Raw genomic sequence first — 22,811 nt, 5'->3', positions numbered from 1 at the left:
TGAGCCGCCGTTTCCGACGAGAGGAACGAGGTGTGTGATGGGCGAGATCACCAGGAGAGCTCTGTTCGCCGGGTCGGCCGTGGGTGCGGCCGGCGGGTTACTGCCCGCCGCGGCGGGCCAGGCCGTGGCCAGGCCGAGGGCGGCCCGTGCGAACTACCGCGCCGGGTACCACTTCACCACTCCCGAGCAGTGGAAGAACGACCCGCAGCGCCCGGTCTGGATCGACGGCGCGTACCACTACTACTACCTCCACAACGCCGACTACCTCTCCGGCGAGGTCGGCACCGCCTGGCGACTGGCCACCAGTACCGACCTGGTCTCCTTCACGGACCGGGGGATCGCCGTGCCCAAGGACACCACCCCCAACGGCGATGTCTGGTCGGGCTCCGCGGTGGTCGACACGGACGGCACGGCGGGCTTCGGGGCGGGCGCGGTCGTCGTGCTGGCCACGATGTCGCCGCACGACGGCCCGAGCGACCAGGCGCAGTACCTGTACTACTCCACGGACGGCGGCCGCTCGTTCACCCCGCACGGCACCGATCCGGTGCTGCCCAACCCCGGAGTGCGCGACTTCCGCGACCCCAAAGTGATCCGCGACGAGGAACGTGGCCGATGGGTGATGACCCTCGCCGAGAACGACAAGGTGGGCTTCTACCACTCCGCCGACCTCAGGTCATGGACGTATGTGAGCGGTTTCGTCAGGGGCGGCATCGGTGTGCTGGAGTGCCCCGACCTGTTCCGGATCCGCGCGGCGGACGGAACGGCGAGATGGGTGCTCGGAGTGAGTGCCAACGGTAAGGCCGCCGGACTGCCGAACACCTACGCGTACTGGACGGGCTCCTTCGACGGCAGCGCCTTCACCGCCGACGGGTCCGAGCCGCAGTGGCTCGACCACGGCTGGGACTGGTACGGCGCCGTCACCTTCGACAAGCGCGGCGCCGACGGCACGCTCGACGAGGAGACCCGCTGTGCGATCGGCTGGCTGAACAACTGGGACTACGCCCACATCACGCCCACCATCGACAGCGACGGCTTCAACGGCACCGACTCGATCGGCCGTGAGATCACCCTGCAGCGCGGCGCCGACGGCACCTACTACCTGGCGTCCCGGCCGGTAGCCGCACTCGACCGGTACGTCTCCCGCACGGTCCGGCTCGGGGACCTGGAGGTCGAGGGCACGCGCCTCCTCGACTACCGGGGCACCGCCTACGAGCTGACCTGCGAGATCACCTGGGAACAGGTCACGGGTGCGGGAGTGCAGCTGCGGCGCTCCCCGGACGGCGTCCGGCACATCGACGCCGGCGTCCACCGCGACTACGCCTACCTCAACCGCCGCCCCAGCGTGTCCCCCGACATGTCGGGCCGATGGCAGGAGAGCCACAGCCCCTTCGACCCGGCCCGGCGCGCGGTGCGGCTGCGGATCCTGGTCGACCGTACGTCGGTGGAGATGTTCGTGGACGACGGCCGGTACGTGCACTCCTCGGCGGCCTTCCCCTACCTGGTCGACACAGGGCTCGCGCTCTTCACGGTCGACGGGAAGGCGGTGTTCCGGAACACGGTGGTCCGGGAGTTCAGGGTGTGAGGGGATCCGACGCGGTGTCGCCCCGGGCGGAGATCACTGTCACGATCTTCGGGACGGCAGAACCACGCCCACGACCCAGCGGAGCGCTCATGACGACGGACGGCCCGATCACGGACGAGACGGCGCGGGACGCCGGGGTGGAGGTGAAGCCGGTCGCCGGGCACATCGGCGCCGAGATCGGGGGCGTCGACCTGGCCGCGGACCTCGACGACGCCGTGATCGCCGCGATCAGGGCGGCGGTGCTGCGGTGGAAGGTGGTGTTCTTCCGGGGCCAGCGGCTGGACCACACCGGACATGTGGCGTTCGCGCGCCGGTTCGGCGAGACCGTGGTGCTGCCCCGGCGCGGCAAGGCCTCGCCGCCGGACTTCCCCGAGATCGAGACCACCGCCGACCGCCTCGAACTGGGCGGGCGGTTCGGCATGGAGCACGACGAGTGGCTGCGGCGCCGCCGCCATACCCTGCTGCGCGGCTGGCACTGCGACCACGGTGCCCGCGTCGACCCACCCGCAGCGACGATCCTGCGCGCCGAGACCGTACCGCCCTACGGCGGCGACACCACCTGGTCGAACCTGGCGGCGGCGTACGCCGGACTCTCCGCGCCGCTGCGGGAGTTCGCCGACGGGCTGCGGGCCGAGCACCGGCTCGGCGTCGGCTACCAGCCCCGGCCCGGCGACGACGCGTACATCCGCCACCTGCTGGACCGTCAGGTCGCCTCGCTGCACCCGCTGGTGCGCGTCCACCCGGAGACCGGGGAACGAATCCTCTACGTCAACGGCTACTACGTCGAGCAGATCGCCGGCCTCTCCCGGCCCGAGAGCGGCGCGATCCTGGACCTGCTGCTGGAGCAGGCGGTCCGGCCCGAGTACACGGTGCGGTTCCGCTGGGAACCGGGCAGCGTGGCGTTCTGGGACAACCGCGCCACGATGCATCTCGCCCCCGGCGACACCGCCCATCTCGACCACCCGCGGATCATGCACCGGGTGATGCTCGCGGGGGACGTGCCCGTCGGGGTGGACGGCAAGCCGTCGGAGCCGATCACGGGGACGGCGCCGGGACGTTGGTGACCCGGGCCCGGCGAGTCCTCGCGGGCCACTGGTTCAGTGCTGGGCGGGGCCGTTGGGTCCGGAGACGGCGCCGAGTTGGGACAGGCCGTCGAGGATGTCGGTGCAGGTCCAGTACTCGACGAACCGGCCTTCCCGGACGCGCAGAATGTCGTTGCCGCTGAAGCAGATCCTCGTTCCGATGGGGGCGGTGGCCTGGGGGATGCCGCCACTGTAGGCGGCGCGCATGGTCCAGCGGGCGGAGATCAGGTCGCCGTCGACGATCGGGCCGAGGTCGACGGTGATCGTGATGTCGTCGAAGGCGGCCATGGTCTGCTCGATCTCGGGCAGCAGGCGCTCGGGGCCGGTGACGGCTTCGGAGTCGCTGCCGTCGGGGCGGGCCTGGTGGACGACGAAGCCGGGGTCGAGGATCTCCTCGGCGTGACTGAAGTCGCCGCGCCACAACTCGCTCCAGCGGGCGTGGAGGACGCGCAGTTGCTCGGGGGTGTGGGTGGCCATGGCTTCTCCCGGAGTCGGATGGCGGCGTGCTACAAAGGACCTGCGCCACACATTATCTGCGTGGCACAGATATAAGTAGGACGTGAGGACGATTCATGTCAAGCCGAACCCGCGGGGAGCTGATCGCGGCGGTCACCGCGACGGCGCGCCGTCACCATGCCGCGTACACGCTGTTCAACCAGGCCATGGCCGAACATCTCGGCCTGCACCCCACCGACCTGCAGTGCGTGAGCCTGCTCGCCCTGGAGCCCGGTCCTCGCACGACGGGAGAGATCGCGGAGCTGACCGGTCTGACCTCCGGCTCGGCCACCCGCCTGGTCGACCGCCTCCAGAAGGCCGGTCTCGCCGAGCGCCATGCCGACGCCCACGACCGGCGCAAGATGCTCGTCTCCCTGACCTCCGGCCGCACCCCCGAGATCGAAGCCGCCTGGAACACTCCCGGGAAGGCCTTCGACGAGGCGTTGGAGGCCTTCACCGACGACGAACTCACCGTGATCGAGCGGTACTTGCGACGCACCACCGAGGTGGGAACCGAACAGACGGCACGCCTGCGCGACGGCTGACCGTCAAGCACGGGAAGACGCCGGTGGCCCCGGTCGCCACCCCAGTGCCGGGCCGAGCTTCGTCGCCATGTCGGTGAGGATCTGGAGATGGTCCTCGTGCTCGAACGTGAACGGCAGGGCGAACGCGACCTCGTCCACCTCTCGGAACGCGGCGTGTTCCTCCAGCTGTTCGGCGATCTCAGCCGAGGTGCCCACCAGGTCCGGCGCGAAGAGCAGTCGGGCCGGGCCCTGGGGTTCGGTCGTGCGCACGGCGCGCACGGCGGCGTATTTCTCGTAGCGGGCGCGCTGGTCGGGGGAGGCGGAGTCTGTCGGGATGACGACCAGGCCCTGTGAGACCCGGGCGGCGGTGCCGTCCGGGTGGGCGGCGCGGAAGGCGCGGATGTGGGAGAGCTGGACCTCCGCGAAGTCGTAGGGTCCGTCGGGTTCTTCGGCCTTCACGACGCTGCTGGTGAGGAGGTTCATGCCGTGCTCGCCCGCCCACCGGGCCGAGTGCGGGCTGCCGGCGCCGTACCACAGGCGGCGGCCCAGGCCGGGGGAGTGCGGCTGCACCCGCCGCGAGAAGTCCTCGAAGCCTTCGCGTCCGCTGAAGTCCGTCGCCGGCTCGCCCCGGACGAAGTCCAGCAGTCGTTCCACTCGCCCGTGGCCGAAGTCCTCGGCGTCGGCCGTGTCCGGGTAGAGCGCGCCCTTGACCTGGTCGAAGTGGGTCGGCGGGCCCACACTGACGCCAGGGTTGAGGCGGCCGCCGGACAGCAGGTCGACGGTGGCCAGGTCCTCGGCCAGCCGCAGTGGGTTCTCCCAGCCGAGCGGGATGACCGCCGTGCCGAGTTCGATGCGGCGGGTGCGCTGGGAGGCCGCGGACAGGACTGCGACGGGGGAGGAGATGCCGTACTGCAGGTGGCGGTGGCGTACCCACGCGCTGTCGAAGCCGAGCCGCTCGCCCAGCTCGATGATCTCCAGTGTCGACTCGTGGCCACGGCGTGGATCCGCCTCGTCGAACAGCCCGATGGTCAGGAAACCCAGCTTGCGCAGCGGTCGTGAGGTCGGTGGCACGGAACCTCCATCATTGAACGTTCAATGGATACGGCTGTGCCAACCCCGCCGCCGCCCGCCCTGTTCCCGCCGCGCCGGGTCAGCGCAGCGGGATCGTCACCTCGTCCTCGACCGGCGGGGAGAGTTCCTGGGCACGGTCGCCGGTGGCCGCGTAGCAGCGCAGGCGGACCGAGTCCGGGGAGACGTCCAGGCGCAGGAAGCACTTGAAGAACGGCGGGCTGTAGGTCGCCGAGCTCGGCGAGAACAGCGACGTGTAGATCTTCCGCACGGGCAGCCGGAACCGCTTGGCCTTGTCGGGCCGGCGGCCGGTGCCGAGCAGCCCGGCGACCAGGCGGACGCGCCGGGTGACTCGGGTCGAGGCGCCCGGGGCACGGGCCGGCCGGATGCCGAGGCGCTCGGCGATCACGGCCGTCGCCTCGGCCTCGGTGAGCGTGAAGAAGCGGCGCATGCGCAGCCGGCGGCCGTAGAGCCGGCTGTAGAAGGCGAGGGAGTCACCGCGCAGCGGATAGCAGCGGAAGTCCTGCTCGGTGACGTCCGCGACGGAGACGCGGGGGATGGTGTGGGTGGCGTGCATGAACGCCCCGCCGCCGCCCGCGACCACGTACTGGAGAGTGCGTCCGTCGTCCAGCCGGACGGGGTAGCGCTGGTAGTTGTGGATGTCGCCGCCGATCGCCGCCACATAGTGGTGCGCGGGGTCGCGGACGATGTCGTCGACCGTGCCGCCCCCTTCGATGGAGCACGGCTCGCGCCTGCCGTCCACGTACAGGGGCGAGCCGGTGATCAGGATCTTCGGGCGCGGGCCCTGGGAGACCTCGCGCAGCCAGGCGCCCTGCTCGGCGTCGAGGGTGCCCAGCAGGCCCGTGTCGATGCCGACGATCCGCACCGGTCCGGCGTCGATCGCCCAGTACGGGCCCGGCTGGACGGCCTGCTGGGCGGGGGAGGAGCGCAACTTGCGGGCCTCGGGCAGGTGTTGACCGTCGTCCGGGCGTGCCTTGTGCCACAGCAGGGAGCGCAGCCAGGCCCGGCTGAGGGGGCGAGGCCGGGGCTCGGGCGGCAGCGGCGGCGCGTCGTCGCAGAAGACGCGCATGAAGCCGCCGAGGTCCTCGTACCAGTCGTGGTTGCCGGGTATCGCGTAGATGGGCGCCTGGTAGTCCTGGTACGGCCGGAAGAACTTGGTGTCGTAGTCGTCCGCGCTGCCCACCGGGTAGATCACGTCACTGGCCAGCACGGCGAAGCTGCTGTCCTGACCGGTCTTCAGAAAGCCCGGCACGACGGCGTACTGAGGGTCGTCGCCCTCTCCGGTGTCGCCGATGACGAGGAAGGAGAAACGGTCCGGCTCCTCGCGCCGGATCACCTTGTCGGCCGGTGCGCCGGTGGCCTCGCGCTGTGCCACCCACCGGCCGCGTATTCGGCCGGTGGGGTCGCCGAACCAGGAGGCCAGCACGCCGTTGCGGGCGGCCCACAGTGTCTTCGGGTTCAGCCAGGAGATCTTCTCGACCCGCCGCGGCATCAACTGCTGGTACGCGCCGCGTTCGGTGCTGTTCCAGCCGGCGCCTTCGGCGGTATCGCGTGAGGAGTCAGACACCGCTGCACCGTAACAATCGATCCAGGAACCGTCCGCCGCGGGTCGGTCAGCGCTTTCGGGTGGGCCACGCCGTTCCGCGCCGCGAACCGCCCCGCGACGCAGCGGAGTTGGCGGCCGGGCCCTGGCCGGAGGTGCCCGGGTGCGACGCGGAGGACCGTTCGCCCGCCACCAGCAGCGGATCGAACATCACCACGACCCCGGCCAGCAGCAGGAAGACGACCGGTCCCAGCAGCATCGGCAGGAGCAACGACATGGGCGAGTCGCCCTCCCACGTCCCGCCCGCCGTGTCGTGCACATGGACGCTGACGGCGGCCATACCCGTGTAGTGCATCCCGGACACCGCCACCCCCATCACCAGGCTCGCCCCGAGGCTCATCAGCAGGTTGCGGATCGTGACGGCCGACCACAGAGCGGCGGTCGCGGCGGCGATGGCGATCAGCACGGACAGCGCGACACCGAGCGGGTCGTAGCCGACGTCGCCGTTCAGCCGCATCGCCGCCATGCCCAGATAGTGCATGGTCGCGACGCCCAGTCCCGTGACGGTGCCCGCGATCGCCAGGACCGCGCGGCCCGTACCGCGGTAGCCGACGATGAACACGCCGATGCCGACCACGACGACGGCCACGACGAGACTGAGCACCGTCGTGGCCGCGTCGTAGCGGATCCGGGTCTCCTCCACGTGGAAGCCGATCATGCCGATGAAGTGCATCGTCCAGATGCCGCACCCGATGGAGGCGGCGCCTAACGCCAGCCAGCCGGGCTTCCAGGATCGCGCGTCGAGCAGCGAGCGCACGATGCACCGCAGCCCCAGTGCCCCTCCCAGGCAAGCCATCAGATAGGCCGCAACCGGGGTCACCGCACCGTAGCGGAACCCGTCGACCGTGCCGTCCATGAGCCAACTCCCCCCAGAGTCCTGGCTGGTGTGGAGGCAAGGTCTACGTGCAATGGACACGTGAAAGCAAGCCCTTACCGTCGGTAGATCAACAACTTCCGTTCATCGAGAGTCGACTTCGGTCAGAATGTGCGCTTCAAGAGGTCGAGCAGCGCCGCCCAGTGCCGCTCGTCGCCCTCCTGGTGGTACGACGCCGTGTCCGCCTGCGTGAAACCGTGGGGCGCGCCCGGGTACACCTCGCAGCGGTGGCGCACGCCCGCGGCCGTCAGGGCCTCCTCCAGGCGCTCGATCTGCTCCGGCGGCAGCGAGGGGTCCTCGTCGGCGTGGCCGAAGTACAGCTCGGCGGTGACCCTGCCGGCCACCAGGTGCGGGCTGTCCGGTGTGTCCGTCGCCAGGCGCCCGCCGTGGAAACCGGCCGCGGCCGCGACCCGCTCCGGGTAGGTGCCGGCGGTGAGCAGCGCGAGCCGGGCGCCCATGCAGTAGCCGGTCAGCGCGACCGGGCCGTCGGCCACCGCGGGAGACTCCGCCAGCCAGCCCAGATAGGCGGCGGCGTCCCGCATCGCGAGGTCGGGCGTCAGGGCCTGCATGACCGGCATGATGCGCTCGAATATCTCCGGACGCGCCCCCGGGTCGATGAACTCCGGCAGCTCGAACAGCGGGGCCCGACCGTGCCGGTAGAACACGTTCGGCACCAGCACCGTGTATCCCTCACCGGCCAGCCGGTCGGCCATGGACCGCAGCCGCGGACGCAGTCCGAAGGCGTCCATGTAGAGCAGGACCGCCGGATGGGCGGCCCCGTCGTCGGGGCGGGCCAGATACGCGTCCGCGCTTCCGTCCTCGGTGCGGATGTCGACGTCGGTTCCCTGTACGGCGGTCATGGCTGGGCTGCCTCTCTGAGGGGGACGGTGGCGCGGGGGTCTCGGACCCGCGAGACGCCGGCCCTGCCGGGTCCCGCAAGGAACGCGTCCGCGTGACCGGGCGGATCACGGGCATCGTGACACGCCGCTTCCCGGGGCATTCCGCCCACCCCCCGCACACGGTTGAACCGTGAACGGCCCTTGGTGTGCCCTTTACTCGAACCGTGAGGTGTCGCCCGCGCCGTGCCGCACGATCTCCGCCTCCCCGCCGGAGAAGTCGATGACCGTCGTCGGCTCGGTGCCGCAGTCGCCGGAGTCGACCACCCCGTCCAGGACGTGGTCGAGCTCGTCCTTGATCTCCCAGCCCTGCGTCATCGGTTCCTCCTCGCCGGGCAGCAGCAGCGTGCTGGACAGCAGCGGCTCACCGAGCTCGGCGAGCAGAGCCTGGGTGACGACATGGTCCGGGATCCGGACGCCGACCGTCTTCTTCTTGGGGTGCTGCAGCATGCGCGGCACCTCCTTCGTCGCGGGCAGGATGAACGTGTAGCTGCCGGGCGTCGACGCCTTGATCGCGCGGAACACGTCCTTGTCGACCCGCACGAACTGGCCGAGCTGCGCGAAGTCCTGGCACACGAGAGTGAAGTGGTGCCGGTCGTCCAGCTTGCGGATCGCCCGGATCCGGTCGATGCCGTCACGGCTGCCCAGGCGGCAGCCCAGTGCATAACAGGAGTCCGTCGGGTAGGCGACAAGAGCGTTCGCGCGGATGCTGTCGGCGATCTGGCCGATGGTGCGCGGCTGGGGGTTGTCGGGGTGCACGTCGTAGTACTTCGCCATCTGCCGAGCTTATGCCGCCCGTGTGGACCGGTGGCGCAGGGTGGGGCTTCGGCCCGGGATGAGTGCACGGCACACGTGAGGTAACGTCCCCGACCGGTGCGCCGGAGTCGGTGCGAGGAACGAGGGGAAGGCCCAGGTGGCTGGCCGAGAGGACGGGAACCGGCAGCAGGAGACGCCGGCCGGCGCGGGTGCGGCGTGGGCGGAGGAACTGCTCGAGCATCTGCGCCCGGCGGGACGCGACGTCCGCAGAGTCGTCGCCTGGCTCTCCGGCGCCGTGCGCGGATCGGTGGCCCTGCAGGACGCCGCCGGGAATCTCATCGCCGGGAACCGGCTGCCGCTGGACGAGGACCTCGTCACGGACATCACCGCGGGCCGGATCGCCTCCGCCGCCTGGGAGAGCCGGGAGCGCCATCTGCGCCTGGTCCGGGTGGAACACCCCTCCCATGCGTGCGTGCTGGCCGTCTCCCGCGCGACCCCCTTCGACCGGCGGGCCTCCGACGTGGTCACCCACACCGCCCAGGTGATCGAGCTCCTGCTGACCGCACGCGAGTCGACCGCGGCGGGGCACCGGCTCCGGCGGGCCACCTCCGACCTGCGCCTGGCCATCCTGCAACTGCTCATGGTCGAGGACACCGTCGCCGCCCGCCGCGTCGCCGCCGGGCTCTGGCCCGGGCTGCTCGACGCCGAGACGGCGTGCGTGTACGTGGTCGAGTCCGGCCCCGCCGTACGCGACCGCGTCGCCGAGGAGTGCCTGGACAGCACCGGGGAGGAGGCCCTGGTCGTGCGCTGCCCGGCCATGGACGGGCACGTGATCGTCGTCAGCCCCCGTGACGCCACGCGCGAGGCCCTGCGGTCACTGGTGGGACGGCACCCGGACCTCTTCCTCGGCGGCAGCGTCCGGCAGAGCCTGGCCCGGACCGCCACCGCGTACGGACAGGCCGTCAGCGCCCTCGCCGTCGCCCACTTCCGGCCCGACAAGACGGCCGTGTACGCCGAGCGCACCCACCCGGAACGCCTGATGGACCCGGTGGCGCTGCGCGGCTGGACGTCCGGCGTGCTGCGCCCGCTCGACACCCTGCCGCACCACACCCGTGCCGAACTGCTCGCCACCAGCCGTCTCGGCCTGGAGTTCACCGCCGTCAACGCCGCCAAGGTCCTCGGCGTCAGCCGCAACACCGTCCGTGCCCGCATGGAACGCGTCGAGGGCATGCTCGGCACGGACTTCGCCGACCTCACGGTCCGGGCCGTCGTCCACCTGGCGCTCAACACCCAGATCGGCCTGCCCGACGCGCACCCGGCGGGCGGCACCGGCAACCCCGGACTCCAGTTCTCCGACCTGCTGTCCGGGCCCGCCGTGCGCACCTGGGCGCAGGACCTGCTGGGCCGGCTGGACGCGGACGCCAGGAACCCGCGCCGGACCCTGCGCACCTGGATCGCCGCCGGCGGCAACGCCGAACGGGCCGCGCAGACCCTGGGCGTGCACGCGCAGACCGTGCGCGAGCACGTCCGCAGCGCCGAACCCGTCCTGGAGCGCCAGCTGCTGGCCGCTGGTACCGACCTGTACGAGGTCGTGCTCGCGCACCTGGCTGTCGGGGACCTGGACCTGCCGGTTTTCCACCGCCACGGCTGACGGATTTGCCTCGGAGGCAACCGGTTGGCCAAATTCAGGGGGGACGAAACCGGTCCAACCGGACTCAGCTGTGCACGGGTGAGCCTCGTTGAGCGTGCAACGGGCATCGACGCGGTTCACAAGGCCTCTGCCATGGACGTAAGTTCAACGCACCGCGGGGGCACGACCGGAACGGGGGACCGGTCGCGCTCCCGCGAGCTGCCCTCGGCCGCCTCTCAGCCCCGCAGCCGCACCGGGATCTCCTGCCAGCCGAAGGCGATGAACGACGGCACCTGCCTCAGGCCCTCGTCACCGGTGGCCAGGGACAGGCCGGGGAAGCGGTCGAACAGGGCGGGCAGCGCGGTGAGCGCCTCCAGGCGGGCCAGTGGTGCGCCGATGCACCGGTGGACCCCGATCCCGAACGCCAGATGGTCGTCGGAGGCGCGCGTGGCGTCGAAGAGGTCGGCGTCCGCACCGTAGTGCTCGGGGTCGAGTCCCGCGGCGGCGTACGTCGTGAGGATGGCGTCGCCGGCCGGGATGGTGATGTCGCCGACGGTGAGGTCGGTGACGGCGAACCGCAGCGGCAGCGACGCGATCGACGGGTGCGCGCGCAGCGTCTCGTCGACGACGGCGTCCCAGCCGATCTCCCCCGACCGCACGGCGGCCAGCTGCTCGGGGCGCCGGAGCAGGGCCACGGCCGCGTTGCCTATCAGATTGACGGTGGTCTCGAAGCCGGCCCCGATGACCAGCAGCAGCGTGTACAGCAGCTCCTCGTCGCTGAGCCGGTCGCCGTCCTCGTCCCGGACCCGGATCAGCTCGGTGGTCATGTCGTCGCCGGGGTGCGCCGCCTTGTACGTGATCAGCGCGGGCAGCACCGTGCCGATCTGCCGCTGGACGGACGCGGCGTGCTCCGGACTCGGGTCCGTGGTGTCCATGATGGCCGCGATCATGCGGGCGGTGTCGTCCCGCAACGCGTCGGGGACACCGAACAGTTCGCAGATCAGTCGCATGGGCAGCGGATGGGCGAACCCCTCCTTGAGGTCCACGACCTCGCTGTCGGCCGCCGCGAGCGCGTCCAGCAGCTCCTTCGTGATGGCCTCCACGCGGGGCCGCATCGCCTCGGTGCGCCGGTGCGTGAAGCTGGGCGCCACCAGCTTGCGCAGCCGCGTGTGGTCCGCGCCGTACGTGGAGAGCATGTTGACCACGCCCACCCAGCCCAGGATCCAGCCCCAGGACGGGTGCTCGCCGACCTCGGGCCACAGCCGCCAGTGCAGCCGCGGGTCCCTGCTGACCCGCGGATCGAGGATGAGCTCCTTCAGCGTGTCGTAGCGCGTGGGAGCCCAGGCGGGGATGCCACCGGGCAGCTCCACGGGCACGATCGCGCCGAGCGAGCGCAGGCGGGCGCTCTCGCCCGCTATGTCGGCGCCGAACGGGTCGAGAGCGATGCGGTCGGTCACGGTCAAGGTCGTCCTCCTGGCTGGTCGGGGGAGCGGGGGCTGAAACGGACGGGCAGCGCCGTCAGCGAGCGGTGGAAGGGCCCGGGACGCCAGGTGAGGCGCTCGCGGGGCAGCACGGGTTCGAGGTCGGGCAGCCACTGGGTGAGCCGTTCGATCGCCTCGGTGGCGATGAGCAGCGTGTGCTGCTTCACCGGGCAGGCGTGCGGACCCGCCGACCAGGACAGATGGGAGGCGTCCCCCGGGTGGCGGTCCGCGCCGCGCTCCTGCTCGGCGGCCTGCGCCAGCGCCCCGTACGAGATCACCACCGGCACCGCCGCCCTGAGCCACACGCCGTGGAAGGTCACCGGCGTGCGGGCGTAGTGGATGCCGTAGTTGGCGAGCGGCGTCTCGTGGTGCAGCACCTCCAGCACCGCGTCGGTCACGGGGCGGGCGCCGCTGGTGAGCGTCGAGTAGAAGGCCGGGTTGCCGAGGATCCTGGACAGCGCGTTGGACACCAGGTTGGCCGTCGGCTCGTGACCCGCGCCGAGCGTGAGGAACACCTGCCAGGTGACCTCCTCGGGGGTCAGCCCCGCCGGATGGTCCAGCAGCCAGCTCGGCAGGTCGTCGCCGCGCCGCTCGGTCTTGGCGGCGATCAGCTCCAGCACGTATCCGCCGAACTCGGCCTCGCCCTGAGCCGCCTGCGCGCCGCCCTCGATCAGCTTGCCGAGCGCCGAGTCGAGCCTGTCGCTCGCGCTGTCCGGCAGCCCGAAGAGGCTGTTGAACACCAGCGCCATCAGCGGCCGGGTGAACTCGCCGACCAGGTCGGCCTCGCCCCGCGGCCCGAACCTGCTCACCAGCAGGTGCACCGCCCGGTGGATCCGGTCCCGCAGATCGTGCGGCTCCACCAGGTCGAAGGCGTCGGTCAGCGCGGTGCGGTAGCGGATGTGGGCGGCGCCGTCGGCGAACAGGGTGTTGGGCCGCCAGCGCATCATCCCGAGCACCGGGGAGTCGTCGGGGACGGTCGCCTCCCACGGCCGGGGATCGTGCGAGAACGTCTCCGTGTCGTGCAGCAGGTCGAGTGCCGCCCGCCGGTCCGTGACGACGTACGCCGCCACACCGGGCGCGAGTTCCGCCCAGCCGACCGGGCCCTGAGCGCGCAGGGCCGCGTAGTAGGGGGCGGGGTCGCGGGCGAAACCGTCCTCCCAGAGGCGTACGGGCGAGGCGAGGGAGAAGGCCTGCTCAGCGGGGGACGGATGTGTCACCGGTGCTCCGCGGGTCGGTGGTCGATCAGGTGCTGGACCAGGGCGAGCAGGGAGTCGATCGAGGAGTCCGCCTCCCGCGCGTCGCAGGTCACCATCGGGGTCGTCGGCTCCAGGTCCAGGGCGGCGCGCAACTGTTCGGGCGTGTGGTGGCGGGGCGCGTCCGGGAAGGTGTTGAAGGCGACCGCGTACGGCAGCCCGGTCTCCTCCACCAGCCCGAGCACGTCGAACGAGGCGTCGATCCGGCGGGCGTCGACCAGGACGAGCGCGCCGAGCGCCCCGTAGGCGATGTCGTCCCACAGCGGCCTGAACCGCTCCTGGCCGGGCGTGCCGAACAGGTACAGCACGATCCCGCCCGGCAGGCTGATCCGGCCGAAGTCGATGGCGACCGTGGTGGTCGACTTCTCCCGCACCCCGGCGAGGTCGTCCACCGGAGCGGACGCCTCGGTGAGCCGCTCCTCCGTGTGCAGCGGGCGGATCTCGGAGACGGAGCGGATCAGGGTGGTCTTGCCCACCCCGAAAGGCCCGGTGACCAGGATCTTCACCAGATCGCGCGCGGTGTCGGGGAGGTGGATGTCCGTGCCGCCGGGCTCGGCGTCAACGGTGCTTGAGGTCGCGGAGGCCATCGGCCACTCTCTTCAGCAGGTCGGGGTCGAAGCGTCGGGCGGGCGGGATGGGCGCGCGGGCCAGTGCCAGGTCGCGGTCGACGAGGCCGGCGGCGAGCACCAGCACGGCGGAGACCGGCAGTCGCAGCAGGGCGGCGGCCTCCACGACCGTCAGCGACCCGTACTCCAGCTCTTCCAGCAGGGCCGCCTGCGCGGCGGGCAGATCGGGGGGAGCCGGCGCACCGCTGCCGGTGAGCACGGACAGCCGCTCCAGATGGGCACGGCTGGGCCGCGCCACCCCGCCGGTCGACAGGTACGCGGGAACCAGGGGACGGCCGCCTCTGCGGCCGGTCATGCCGGCGTGCCGCCGTCGCCGCCCCGGGGCCCGGCGGCCATCGCCTTCTCGCCCAGCCGGGCGACCTGCGAGTGCACCCGGTGGGCCAGCAGGTCGAGACGCACCTCGGGATCGCCGTACGCCGCCACACAGGTGCCGTGGTCCGTCGGCACGATGAGCACATAGCCGTGGTCCGACTCGATGACGACCTGCCGTATCTCGGCCCGGTCGGTGTCGGCGAACGCCGCCGCCGCGGTACGGCAGGCGCCCTGCACGGTGCTGGTGATGGCGGCGACCCGCTCGGCGGACGGCTGTGTCAGCGCGTCGGTGTAGCCCGTCACGAGTCCGTCCCGGGTGAGCAGGACGGCCGCCACGACGTGCGGCACCTCCAGGACCGGTTCGAGCACCCATGCCGTGTCCCCCGCTGCGCGGCTGGTCATCGAGCCGTTCCCCCTTCGTGGTCGTTCCGGTCGTGGCCGGTGTCGTCGGATGCCGTGTCGGCCGTGGTCACGGCCGGTGCACCCTCAGGTACGGCTGGGGAGGCCCCGGTGTTCGGCCTGGCGGCGGCGGATCGTCCGGCCGCCGTGCCGGACTGGAGCGCGCCGAGGGCGGCGGCGGACTCCTCGGGGCGGCGGGGCCGGCGCCGGGGCGCGGGAGCGGATGCGGCGACCTGGGTGTCCGACGCCGGCGTGGCCCGGCTGCGGCGCCGGCGCTGAGGGAGGCCGCCGCTGTCGCCGGGGGTGTGATGGCCCGGGGCGGGGGAGGCGGCTCGGTCGTCCTGGTCCGTGCCGTAGCCGTGCTCGTGGTCTGGGGCGGTGGGGGCTGGATCGGGCCTCTCGGACCCGGCGGCCGGCTCGGCGCCGACGGCCGGCTGGGACGCGTCGGACGCGTCGGACCCTTCGGACGCGGTGGCCGGGGCGGGCTCGGTCCGGCGGGACGGGGCGGGCACGGGCGCACCCCGCTCCGTGCCGCGGGGCGAGGCGGAGCCGCCGGCCGTGTCCCGCACGGCCTCCTTGCGGGTGGAGCGTGGGGCGCTCGCCGCCGGGGGCAGTTCCTCGGGGTCTATCCGCGTCAGCAGATGCCGGTCGACCCGCAGCACCGCCCGCACACCGCCGTACGGCGACGGGGAGGACAGGTCGACGCTCAGATCGAACTGCCGGGTCAGCTGGCCGATCGCGGCGAGTCCCATGCGCGGCGGGTCGCCGAGCTCGGTGAGCAGGATCGGTTCGCGGCCGGCCACCATCCGCTGGGCCCGGGCCCGTTCGTCCTGCGTCATGCCCAGGCCGGCGTCGTCCACGGTGACACAGACACCGTGGTGGACGGCCTCGAGATTGACCACGATGCCGGTGTCGGGCGCGGAGTGCCGCAGCGCGTTGTCGAGCAGTTCGGCGACGATGATGGCGACCGGCTCGACGGCGTGGGACACCAGGGCGGTGCCGGCCTCCAGGTGATTGTGGATCCGGACACGCTGGTAGCCCGCGAGCCGGGCCTGACCGCCCGTCACCGCGTCCACGAGGTGCGACTCCTCCCGGGCGAGGCCGACCCAGGCTCCGCACACCACCGCCGCGATCTGCGCGCGGCGCAGCGACTGCTCGTTCTCGTGGTCCAGCTCGAACAGGGTCTGCGCCAGCTCGGGGTCGTCGTAGCGCTGTTGCAGACCGCGCAGGGCGTCCTGCAGCCGGTACAGCGCCGCCTGGATCTCCCGGGTCGCGCCGCGCATCCCGGCCTGCGCGGCGGCGTCGATCCGGGTGCGCTGTGCGGCGAGTTCGGAGTGCAGCCCCTTCAGCACCTGCTCCAGCGCGAAGCCCAGGGGCGAACCGGCGAGCTGCGGGCTCAGCGGGCCGGGCACGGCGATGTGGGGATGCGCCACCTGCCGGGCCGCGGAGGGCAGGCGCCGCGCCGCCAGATGCTCGACCTCGGCCGTGAACGCCCGGGAGGTACCGTCGAGTTGCGCCCGCAGTGCGGCCGTCTTCGCGCGCTGGGCGGTCAGTTGCCGCCGCGAGCGCAGCAGCCCGCCGCCGAGGGCGAACGCGGACAGTGTGCCGAGGGCGAGACCACCGACGGCCAGGTCCGGTAGTTCGATCATCGAAGAGATTCCAGGGAGAGTCGGGCAGGGCGGAGTCCGAGGCGCTCAGGCGAGCTACCCGCAGCACAGTACACACCGTCATCGACCGATCTCGCACGGTGGAGCGCCACTTCGTTCCGAAAGTGATCGGTGTCTGTTCGCATCTGGGATCAACTGTCGGGATTGCCGAGCAGGGAGCGCAGAGCCCGAAGGCCTCACCGCGGAACCTGCTCCCTCGCACCGGCCATCCCTTTCCCAAGCCGGGGCAACGCGCTGGGCATGCGCGGACATGGCAAGTCAGGTCTTGGCCAAGCGCACCCCGCGCCTCGGCCACCTGTTCACGACTGCCCCTGACCCGCCTGGTCCCGCCGGGCGGAGAGTGATCGACGGCCCGGTGCGAACCGGGCCCGCAGCGCTTCCCGCGCCAGGAGAGGGGCCGCCGACCGCACGTGTGACACCCGCCCGGCCCGCTCCACGGCACGTCGTGACCCGCCGGCCGGTCACTCGGCCAAGGCGCCGCGGGCGACCGAGAGGGCCCGTTCCGCGTAACCCCGGCCGAACAGCACGGCGTGCACCAGCAGCGGGAACAGCTGGTGCACGCCGGTGCGGTCCGCCCAGCCGTCTGCGAGCGGCGCCTGCTCCTGGTAGGCCTCCAGCACCACATCCAGGTGGGGACAGCCGAAGAGCCCCAGCATCGCCAGGTCGGTCTCGCGGTGCCCGCCGTGCGCGGCCGGGTCGATCAGCCACACCTGCCCGTCCGACCCCCACAGCACGTTGCCGTTCCACAGATCGCCGTGCAGCCGGGCGGGCGGCTCGGCCGGCCCCGCCAGCCCGGGCAGGCGCTCGCACAGCCGCTCCACGACGGCCGCCTCAGCGTGGCGGACGGTGCCCTCGTCGACGGCCCGCCGCAGATACGGCAGGACACGGTGCGCGGCGTACCAGCGCGGCCAGTCGGTGTCCGGCTCGTTGCGCATCGGGGCGAGCCCGATGTACGCGTCGGCGGGCCCGTCCGGTGGCGGCGCGCCGAACGCGGGCGCCCCGGCGGCGTGCAGGGCGGCCAGGTCACGACCGAAACGGGCCGCCGCCTCCCGGCTCGCCCGGCCCTGCGGAACCCGGTCGATGACCAGCCAGCTCCCGTCGTGGCCGTGCACGCCCGGCACCCGTACCGTCCCGGCACCGGCCAGCCAGCGCAGCCCGGCCGCCTCGGCCCGCGAGGCCCCCGGATGGTCCGCACGCTTGACGACCACCACCCGCCCGTCGTCGAGAGAGACCTCCGCGAGGGCCCCGGACAGGGGCCGTTCGCCGCGGACCACCCGTCCGGTGAGCCGGGCGGCGGCGTCCGTGCGGGCGGTCATACGTGGTCCTCCTCGACTCAGTGGTTGATCTCCGGCCAGCGTACGGTCGTGGCGGAGCCGCCCTGCGTCCCGAGTCCGGGACATCCGCCACGCACCGGTCACGCGGGACGGTGAAATACCGTCGCCCACCGACAGAACAGGCCACCGCCGGGGGAGCAGTCGGGTCATGACGACTTCACCGTTCCAGCGCACCATCGCCCTGCCCGCCCCCGTGTGCGAACAGGCCGCGCAGCACCTGGAGCAGGCCGCGCAGCGGGCCATCGACGGAGCCGCGATCCCACTGAAGGCGTTCCGCGGGGCCGCCGACAGCGACTTCACCCTCCCCGCGTCGGTCGTCGAGCAGGCGGCGTCCTGTCTGCTGGTCCTGGCCACAGAGACGGCCCAGACCGTGCGTCCCTCGGCCCTGCGCGCCACCATCAGCGTCGCGCTGCGGCTGCGCGACGCCGTGGATCTGACGCATCAGCCCGCCCTCAGCAGCAGATTCTGGTGAAGCCGGGCTGATCTCTTGCCGGCCTCCGCGTCAGGTGGTTTCGCGGAAGGCGACATCGACCTGTCTGCGGCGCAGTTCCTCCAGCGAGGTGTGCTGCCGGCGGGCCCGTTCGACCAGGTCGTCGAGCTGCCGCGCGTCGAGGCGCCGGTCCGTGCCGGACAGGGCGCGGAGTGCCTGCCAGACCGCGGTCTTCCCGTCCACGCCCAGCCGCAGCGCCTCCAGCTCCCACAGCGTGCTCAGCGGGGAACGCCGTACCAGGCTGCCGTTGCTCTTCAGACGCCCCATCTGCTCGGCCGCGCGGCCCGCGTAGACCTTGTAGCGCCGCACCGGGACATCCAGCCGCCGCATGATGTGCAGCAGGCTCGCCCGGTCCTCGGCGATCTCGTCGGCGATCGGGGCCAGGGCGTCGGCGAGCGCCGGATCACCGCACGAGCGCAGCAGATAGCGGACCCGTGCGGTCCCGGCGGTGGCACCGGCGAGATGGTCGTTGAGGTAGATGCCCAGCAGGGACATGTCCGTGGCCGGAGCACCCGGTGCGCCCGGCGGGTCCGCTCGCTGTTCCGTCATGGCACTGCTCCTGTTCTGCTCCGGCCCTGTGCCACGGCCACCCGCGTGGTGACACGTACGACACAGGGTCTTCGGGGCGTCGAGCCGGGCCCGAACCGCACGGGAGGCTCGACCGGGGCGAGGGCGCCGAGGCTCTCGCCCTCGTAGCTGACGGTGGCCGAGGTGACGGGGCGCAGGTCCCGGGCGCCGTACCACTGGTGCCGGCCGGCCCGGGCGCTGCCGTGGGTGCGCGCGCCCAGCAGCAGCCGGGCGGGCCGGTCCCACAGCGCGATCCACGAGGGACTCGTGGCGATCGGGCCCGGCACCGCCCGCAGCGCGAGGCCCGGCAGGCCCCGGTGGCCGGTGCTGAAGCGCAGGCCGAGCGGCGGCGCCGAGACGGCCCAGTGCCGGCGGCCGGTGACCCGCACCCCGACCGGCACGACCCGTACCTCGTCGAAGACATAGGTACCGGCCACGAAGTCCGCCGTCTCCCGCGAGGGCGCCAGCAGCAGCCGAGCACCGCCGGGCTCCTCGAACATCACGTCGCTGAACGGCCCGAACGGCGATCTCGCCCAGTGCCCGACCACCACACGAGCGCCGGACGCCGTTCCGATCCCCGCGATCCAGCCGTCGAAGCGCAGGGTGCGCAGCGGCGACCGGGTTCGGGGACGCCGGGCCGGACCAGTGGGTTCGCCGGACTCGCCGGGACCGTGGAAGAGCACGCGGGCCGGGTGCCCGGCCCCCTCGCGGCGAAACGGCACCGGGTCCCCACCGTCGCGGCTCCGGCGATGTGGCCGAGGCCACGCCATGGACGAGGCCCCTGTCACGCCCGGGCGAGCACGGCTGCGACTAGCGTCTACGAGCGGATCCCCACGTCCCCCACCCTCTCGGACGGCCCGGCAGTGCAAGCAGATCTCTCCCCGGTCATCGCGGCGACCGCCCAGTGGCTGACCCGTTCCTTCCCCGCTTCCGGAGGCGCGCTGGCCTCCGCCCTGTGCGAGGCACAGGCCCGGCAGGCGGTGACGGTCGCGGCGTGGCTCAGGTACCCGACGGAGACGGACGCCGCCCTGCTCGGACTGGCGGGCCCCGGCGGCTCCGCGCGGCTCGACTGGGTCACCGGCGCCGACGCGGCCCCGGGCGACGACGGTGACGACGCGCACGCCTGGCGCACCTGGGTGGACGAGGTCGTCGCGAGCTGGGCCGCCTGCCTGCTCGGCGACCCGGAGCTGGCCGGCCGGGCCGTGGCCGCGCTCGCCGAGGGCAGCCGCGGCACCGGCACCTCGGCCGAGTTCCGCAGGCTTCTCACCCCCGACGACGGCGACCGCCGCGCCGCTGCCCTGCTGCGCCACCCCGACCTGCTCGCCCCCGTGGCCCGTCTGCATCACTCCCGGCTCCTGGACCGCCTCCACCCGGGCCGCACACCGGTCGCGTGACCCGGTGCCCCGGACGGGGCCCCCGTTCCTCACCCTCCGTCACTCACCTCTTTGACGTACACGACCGTGCCCCGCCCGCCCGGGCGGCGGACGCTGGGCGTGGCCACGACGCCGACGGAGGAGAGACCGACATGACCACCGCCCTCTCACAAAGCTGGGAACACGCCGTCGTCACGGGCGGTGCCGGATTCGTCGGATCCCATCTCTGCGCGGCCCTGCTGGACGCGGGCGCCGCCGTCACCTGCGTGGACGACTTCAGCACCGGCAGGCCGGAGAACATCTCCCCGCTGCTCGAACGGCCCGGCTTCACCCTGGTGCAGGCCGACGTCGCGGAGGAACTGCCGGTCAGGCAGCGGCCCGACCTCGTCCTGCACTTCGCCTCCCCGTCGTCCCCGGCGGACTATCTGCGGCTGCCGCTGCACACCCTGGAGACGGGCAGCCTCGGCACCCGCAACGCACTCGACCTCGCACACTCCTCCCGGGCCCGCTTCGTCCTGGCCTCGGCCGCCGAGGTCTACGGCGACCCTCAGCAGCACCCGCAGGACGAGCGCTACCGGGGCAACGCCAACCCCGTCGGACCACGCGGCGTCTACGGCGAGGCCAAACGCTTCGGCGAGGCGCTGACCACCGCCCACGCCGAGACCCACGGCACCGACACCTGCGTCGTGCGGCTGTTCAACACCTACGGCCCGCGGATGCGCGGCGACGACGGACGCGTGGTCCCGGCCTTCGTCCGGCAGGCCTTGGCGGGCGAGCCCCTCACCGTGACCGGCGACGGCCGGCAGACCCGGTCGCTGTGCTACGTCGACGACACCGTGCGCGGCGTCCTGGCGGCGGCCGCCCACGGCATGCGCGGCCCCGTCAACATCGGCAGCCCGACCGAGATCAGCATGCTCGACCTGGCGCGGCTGGTGATCGAACTCACCGGCTCCTCCTCGGAGATCCGCCCCGTCGCCCGCCCGGTGGACGACCCGGCCGCGCGCTGCCCGGACATCACGCTGGCCCGCGACAAGCTCGGCTGGGAGCCGCGGGTACGCGCCGAGGAAGGTCTGCGGCGGGCGATCGCCTGGTTCCGCGAGGACGCGTCTGCCGCGATGGCCGGCTGACCCACCCGGGCGCCTGTCCCCCCACCGCAGGCGCGGCGCTGCCCGGCGTGCGGCGGTGTCCTAGTCGAACTTGCCGCGTCCGGTCAGCGCGTCGCGCAGCCGGTCGACCATCCCCGTGCCCGGAGCCAGGAGCTTGTTCGCCGGCGGCTTGTCGGGGGCGGCCGGGTGGGGCCGGGTCGGGGCGGTCCTCTTCGCCCTGCGGACCTTGTCGCCCAGCTCGTTGAGCGTGTCCATCGGACAGGCCTGCCGCAGCGCGGGGAAGAGCGCCCCCTCCTCGTCCGCGAGGTGGGCGCGGATCTCGCTCATCAGCATGCCCATCAGCCGGTCGAAGTCGGCGTCGCCCGTGTCGCAGCCCTCCAGGTCCTTCATGATCCGCTCGGCCGTGGCGTGGTCGGCGAGTTCCCGGTCGGCGAGGACGTCCCCGCCCGCCACGTGCTCGCGTACGGCCGGATACAGATAGGCCTCCTCCGCCACCGAGTGCCGTACCAGCTCGATCGTGACCTGGTCCGCGTACACCTTGCGGTCCCGGTGACCGGACGGCAGTGCCTCGATCCTGCCGAACATCTCCTCGACTTCGCGGTGATCGGTCACCAGCTCGTCGATGATGTTTCCTCCGTGTCCCATGTCCCTCACCTCCAGCCCCCGGGTCCCCCCGGCCACGGATGGGCTAACGCGCGGCGCCGGACCGGCACCGCCGACGGCTCAGACGGGGAGCCTGGCCCGGACTCGCCCGGCAGCGGCCGCCGGACGGGCGGTGGCACGGACGGAGCGGCGCACCAGTCCCGCGTCGTGCCGCAGTCCCCGCGCGGCGTGGGTGCCACGCCACAGCAGCGAGGGGCGGGCGCCGGTGTCGTCGGCGGCGATCAGCAGCCCGCCGAGCATGGACATGTTCTTGAAGAAGTGGACGCGCTGCTCGGCCCGTTCAGAGGGGTCCTCCACCTCCCAGAAGCGGTGCGCCGCCAGCGTCGTGGGCACCAGAGTGGCGGCGATGGCCAGCGCTGCCGGACGTGGCATGCGCCCCGTGGCCAGCATCAGGCCCGCCACGACCTGCACGGCGCCGCTCAGCCGTACGACCTGCTCGGTGCGGTCGGGCAGCGCCGAGACACGTTCGGTGACCGGTTGTACGACAGGCTCGGCGACCGGGGCGACGTCCTCCGGGGCACGGACGGAACTCAGGCCGCCCGTCAGGAACATCGAGGCCAGCATGGGGCGGCCGAGCACACGCAACAGACTCATGGCCCTCTCCAGGTGTCGGTGGGTTACGCCGCTCGCCGGGTTCCCCGCCTGCGGCGAAGGCACGCACCCGGTTCGTGCCGCAGGGCTGGTACGCGTGGGCCGGATGTTGAATATGTGATCGAAATAAACTCATGGGTAAGTTGGCATGATTTGTCCGCATCAGGTGCACTAGAGGAGAAGCATCCGCTTCCCCCAAGGAGATGGTGCAATGACTTCCACCGAGAAGGTCACCAAGGAACTGACGGGCATCCAGAGTGCCGACATCGAGGCGGCACTCGACCCGGCGGAAACCGACGGAATCTACCGCGACAGCCGTGAGTGCGCCGCACTCGCGCTGTTCAAGGGCGGATTCGGTCTCCTCCTGTCGCCGCCCACCCCGCGCCCCAAGAAGGGTTGAGTGGACCGACAGGAGCAA

General features: G+C 72.5%; 25 protein-coding genes. 8 read left to right on the top strand and 17 right to left on the bottom strand.

Features of this window, described 5'->3' with window-relative positions:
- Window positions 1-37 precede the first annotated feature (37 nt).
- Together ACFZBT_RS36515 and ACFZBT_RS36510 are read left to right on the top strand one after the other, a co-directional pair.
- A complete protein-coding gene (locus ACFZBT_RS36515; protein WP_391113378.1) occupies window positions 38-1,582 on the top strand; it encodes a GH32 C-terminal domain-containing protein in 1,545 nt (514 codons plus the stop codon).
- An 89-nt stretch (window positions 1,583-1,671) separates the two neighbouring features.
- On the top strand, window positions 1,672-2,646 hold the full coding sequence (locus ACFZBT_RS36510; RefSeq protein WP_391113375.1) for a TauD/TfdA family dioxygenase: 975 nt from the start codon (window positions 1,672-1,674) through the stop codon (window positions 2,644-2,646).
- Between the two features lie 33 nt (window positions 2,647-2,679).
- On the opposite strand, the gene ACFZBT_RS36505 is transcribed toward ACFZBT_RS36510, so the two are convergent.
- Entirely contained in the window at window positions 2,680-3,141 is a 462-nt protein-coding gene (locus ACFZBT_RS36505; protein WP_391113373.1) for an ester cyclase, read from the bottom strand.
- A gap of 95 nt (window positions 3,142-3,236) precedes the next feature.
- Between ACFZBT_RS36505 and ACFZBT_RS36500 the strand changes: the two genes are divergently transcribed.
- A complete protein-coding gene (locus tag ACFZBT_RS36500) occupies window positions 3,237-3,704 on the top strand; it encodes a MarR family transcriptional regulator (protein ID WP_391113370.1) in 468 nt (155 codons plus the stop codon).
- A gap of 3 nt (window positions 3,705-3,707) precedes the next feature.
- On the opposite strand, the gene ACFZBT_RS36495 is transcribed toward ACFZBT_RS36500, so the two are convergent.
- The 5 genes from ACFZBT_RS36495 to ACFZBT_RS36475 form a co-directional block, all read right to left on the bottom strand.
- On the bottom strand, window positions 3,708-4,754 hold the full coding sequence (locus ACFZBT_RS36495; protein WP_391113367.1) for an LLM class flavin-dependent oxidoreductase: 1,047 nt from the start codon (window positions 4,752-4,754) through the stop codon (window positions 3,708-3,710).
- Between the two features lie 79 nt (window positions 4,755-4,833).
- Entirely contained in the window at window positions 4,834-6,339 is a 1,506-nt protein-coding gene (locus ACFZBT_RS36490) for a metallophosphoesterase (protein ID WP_391113364.1), read from the bottom strand.
- Window positions 6,340-6,385: 46 nt separating this feature from the next.
- Window positions 6,386-7,231, bottom strand: a complete 846-nt coding sequence (locus tag ACFZBT_RS36485) for an MHYT domain-containing protein (RefSeq protein ID WP_391113360.1) — start codon at window positions 7,229-7,231, stop codon at window positions 6,386-6,388.
- 122 nt (window positions 7,232-7,353) lie between these two features.
- Window positions 7,354-8,109 carry a dienelactone hydrolase family protein gene (locus ACFZBT_RS36480; RefSeq protein WP_391113357.1) on the bottom strand — a complete coding sequence of 252 codons (756 nt, stop codon included), beginning with the start codon at window positions 8,107-8,109 and terminating at the stop codon, window positions 7,354-7,356.
- Between the two features lie 192 nt (window positions 8,110-8,301).
- A complete protein-coding gene (locus ACFZBT_RS36475) occupies window positions 8,302-8,922 on the bottom strand; it encodes an L-threonylcarbamoyladenylate synthase (protein ID WP_391113354.1) in 621 nt (206 codons plus the stop codon).
- A gap of 136 nt (window positions 8,923-9,058) precedes the next feature.
- Between ACFZBT_RS36475 and ACFZBT_RS36470 the strand changes: the two genes are divergently transcribed.
- Complete coding sequence (locus tag ACFZBT_RS36470) at window positions 9,059-10,552, top strand: helix-turn-helix domain-containing protein (RefSeq protein WP_391113352.1); 1,494 nt, start codon at window positions 9,059-9,061, stop codon at window positions 10,550-10,552.
- A gap of 215 nt (window positions 10,553-10,767) precedes the next feature.
- Here the strand turns inward: ACFZBT_RS36470 and ACFZBT_RS36465 are convergent, their stop codons facing one another.
- From ACFZBT_RS36465 to ACFZBT_RS36435, 7 genes are all read right to left on the bottom strand, one after another.
- Window positions 10,768-11,994: a cytochrome P450 gene (locus ACFZBT_RS36465; RefSeq protein ID WP_391113349.1), complete on the bottom strand. Its 1,227-nt coding sequence runs from the start codon at window positions 11,992-11,994 to the stop codon at window positions 10,768-10,770.
- Window positions 11,991-13,229 (bottom strand): cytochrome P450, encoded by a 1,239-nt coding sequence (locus ACFZBT_RS36460; protein WP_391113346.1) that lies wholly within the window; start codon window positions 13,227-13,229, stop codon window positions 11,991-11,993. The genes ACFZBT_RS36465 and ACFZBT_RS36460 overlap by 4 nt, the downstream gene beginning before the upstream one ends.
- A complete protein-coding gene (locus ACFZBT_RS36455) occupies window positions 13,226-13,852 on the bottom strand; it encodes an ATP/GTP-binding protein (protein ID WP_391113343.1) in 627 nt (208 codons plus the stop codon). Before ACFZBT_RS36455 ends, ACFZBT_RS36460 begins: the two co-directional genes overlap by 4 nt.
- Window positions 13,824-14,186 (bottom strand): DUF742 domain-containing protein, encoded by a 363-nt coding sequence (locus ACFZBT_RS36450; RefSeq protein ID WP_391113339.1) that lies wholly within the window; start codon window positions 14,184-14,186, stop codon window positions 13,824-13,826. Before ACFZBT_RS36450 ends, ACFZBT_RS36455 begins: the two co-directional genes overlap by 29 nt.
- Window positions 14,183-14,605, bottom strand: a complete 423-nt coding sequence (locus tag ACFZBT_RS36445; protein WP_391113335.1) for a roadblock/LC7 domain-containing protein — start codon at window positions 14,603-14,605, stop codon at window positions 14,183-14,185. The genes ACFZBT_RS36450 and ACFZBT_RS36445 overlap by 4 nt, the downstream gene beginning before the upstream one ends.
- Window positions 14,602-16,251, bottom strand: a complete 1,650-nt coding sequence (locus ACFZBT_RS36440; RefSeq protein WP_391113332.1) for an ATP-binding protein — start codon at window positions 16,249-16,251, stop codon at window positions 14,602-14,604. The genes ACFZBT_RS36445 and ACFZBT_RS36440 overlap by 4 nt, the downstream gene beginning before the upstream one ends.
- A 479-nt stretch (window positions 16,252-16,730) precedes the next feature.
- A complete protein-coding gene (locus ACFZBT_RS36435) occupies window positions 16,731-17,585 on the bottom strand; it encodes a fructosamine kinase family protein (protein ID WP_391113330.1) in 855 nt (284 codons plus the stop codon).
- A 166-nt stretch (window positions 17,586-17,751) separates the two neighbouring features.
- Between ACFZBT_RS36435 and ACFZBT_RS36430 the strand changes: the two genes are divergently transcribed.
- A complete protein-coding gene (locus ACFZBT_RS36430) occupies window positions 17,752-18,075 on the top strand; it encodes a hypothetical protein (protein ID WP_391113327.1) in 324 nt (107 codons plus the stop codon).
- 30 nt (window positions 18,076-18,105) lie between these two features.
- Here the strand turns inward: ACFZBT_RS36430 and ACFZBT_RS36425 are convergent, their stop codons facing one another.
- Window positions 18,106-18,642 carry a hypothetical protein gene (locus tag ACFZBT_RS36425; protein WP_391113324.1) on the bottom strand — a complete coding sequence of 179 codons (537 nt, stop codon included), beginning with the start codon at window positions 18,640-18,642 and terminating at the stop codon, window positions 18,106-18,108.
- Window positions 18,639-19,271 (bottom strand): hypothetical protein, encoded by a 633-nt coding sequence (locus ACFZBT_RS36420; protein ID WP_391113446.1) that lies wholly within the window; start codon window positions 19,269-19,271, stop codon window positions 18,639-18,641. The genes ACFZBT_RS36425 and ACFZBT_RS36420 overlap by 4 nt, the downstream gene beginning before the upstream one ends.
- Before the next feature lie 252 nt (window positions 19,272-19,523).
- Between ACFZBT_RS36420 and ACFZBT_RS36415 the strand changes: the two genes are divergently transcribed.
- On the top strand, window positions 19,524-20,054 hold the full coding sequence (locus ACFZBT_RS36415) for a hypothetical protein (RefSeq protein ID WP_391113321.1): 531 nt from the start codon (window positions 19,524-19,526) through the stop codon (window positions 20,052-20,054).
- A gap of 131 nt (window positions 20,055-20,185) precedes the next feature.
- Window positions 20,186-21,160: an NAD-dependent epimerase/dehydratase family protein gene (locus tag ACFZBT_RS36410; protein ID WP_391113318.1), complete on the top strand. Its 975-nt coding sequence runs from the start codon at window positions 20,186-20,188 to the stop codon at window positions 21,158-21,160.
- Between the two features lie 60 nt (window positions 21,161-21,220).
- On the opposite strand, the gene ACFZBT_RS36405 is transcribed toward ACFZBT_RS36410, so the two are convergent.
- The gene (locus ACFZBT_RS36405) at window positions 21,221-21,784 is read right to left on the bottom strand and encodes a hemerythrin domain-containing protein (protein WP_391113315.1); all 564 of its coding nucleotides are present in this window, start codon (window positions 21,782-21,784) and stop codon (window positions 21,221-21,223) included.
- Between the two features lie 78 nt (window positions 21,785-21,862).
- Window positions 21,863-22,396, bottom strand: coding sequence for a DoxX family membrane protein (locus ACFZBT_RS36400; protein ID WP_391113312.1), 534 nt, complete (start codon window positions 22,394-22,396; stop codon window positions 21,863-21,865).
- A gap of 208 nt (window positions 22,397-22,604) precedes the next feature.
- Between ACFZBT_RS36400 and ACFZBT_RS36395 the strand changes: the two genes are divergently transcribed.
- Window positions 22,605-22,793 (top strand): hypothetical protein, encoded by a 189-nt coding sequence (locus ACFZBT_RS36395; RefSeq protein WP_391113310.1) that lies wholly within the window; start codon window positions 22,605-22,607, stop codon window positions 22,791-22,793.
- The last annotated feature ends 18 nt before the right edge of the window (window positions 22,794-22,811 follow it).

The organism is Streptomyces sp. NPDC008137 (assembly GCF_042957035.1).
In the GTDB taxonomy this organism is placed as follows: domain Bacteria; phylum Actinomycetota; class Actinomycetes; order Streptomycetales; family Streptomycetaceae; genus Streptomyces.
This window is presented reverse-complemented; position numbering and strand designations above follow the sequence as displayed.

Bases quoted from the DNA above. Each gene is read 5' to 3' on its own strand.
- ACFZBT_RS36505 (WP_391113373.1), bottom strand. From the start codon at position 3,141: ATGGCCACCCACACCCCCGAGCAACTGCGCGTCCTCCACGCCCGCTGG.
- ACFZBT_RS36480 (WP_391113357.1), bottom strand. From the start codon at position 8,109: ATGACCGCCGTACAGGGAACCGACGTCGACATCCGCACCGAGGACGGA.
- ACFZBT_RS36485 (WP_391113360.1), bottom strand. From the start codon at position 7,231: ATGGACGGCACGGTCGACGGGTTCCGCTACGGTGCGGTGACCCCGGTT.
- ACFZBT_RS36440 (WP_391113332.1), bottom strand. From the start codon at position 16,251: ATGATCGAACTACCGGACCTGGCCGTCGGTGGTCTCGCCCTCGGCACA.
- ACFZBT_RS36445 (WP_391113335.1), bottom strand. From the start codon at position 14,605: ATGACCAGCCGCGCAGCGGGGGACACGGCATGGGTGCTCGAACCGGTC.
- ACFZBT_RS36450 (WP_391113339.1), bottom strand. From the start codon at position 14,186: ATGACCGGCCGCAGAGGCGGCCGTCCCCTGGTTCCCGCGTACCTGTCG.
- ACFZBT_RS36455 (WP_391113343.1), bottom strand. From the start codon at position 13,852: ATGGCCTCCGCGACCTCAAGCACCGTTGACGCCGAGCCCGGCGGCACG.
- ACFZBT_RS36425 (WP_391113324.1), bottom strand. From the start codon at position 18,642: ATGACGGAACAGCGAGCGGACCCGCCGGGCGCACCGGGTGCTCCGGCC.
- ACFZBT_RS36410 (WP_391113318.1), top strand. From the start codon at position 20,186: ATGACCACCGCCCTCTCACAAAGCTGGGAACACGCCGTCGTCACGGGC.
- ACFZBT_RS36500 (WP_391113370.1), top strand. From the start codon at position 3,237: ATGTCAAGCCGAACCCGCGGGGAGCTGATCGCGGCGGTCACCGCGACG.
- ACFZBT_RS36475 (WP_391113354.1), bottom strand. From the start codon at position 8,922: ATGGCGAAGTACTACGACGTGCACCCCGACAACCCCCAGCCGCGCACC.
- ACFZBT_RS36435 (WP_391113330.1), bottom strand. From the start codon at position 17,585: ATGACCGCCCGCACGGACGCCGCCGCCCGGCTCACCGGACGGGTGGTC.
- ACFZBT_RS36395 (WP_391113310.1), top strand. From the start codon at position 22,605: ATGACTTCCACCGAGAAGGTCACCAAGGAACTGACGGGCATCCAGAGT.
- ACFZBT_RS36405 (WP_391113315.1), bottom strand. From the start codon at position 21,784: ATGGGACACGGAGGAAACATCATCGACGAGCTGGTGACCGATCACCGC.
- ACFZBT_RS36400 (WP_391113312.1), bottom strand. From the start codon at position 22,396: ATGAGTCTGTTGCGTGTGCTCGGCCGCCCCATGCTGGCCTCGATGTTC.
- ACFZBT_RS36430 (WP_391113327.1), top strand. From the start codon at position 17,752: ATGACGACTTCACCGTTCCAGCGCACCATCGCCCTGCCCGCCCCCGTG.
- ACFZBT_RS36515 (WP_391113378.1), top strand. From the start codon at position 38: ATGGGCGAGATCACCAGGAGAGCTCTGTTCGCCGGGTCGGCCGTGGGT.
- ACFZBT_RS36510 (WP_391113375.1), top strand. From the start codon at position 1,672: ATGACGACGGACGGCCCGATCACGGACGAGACGGCGCGGGACGCCGGG.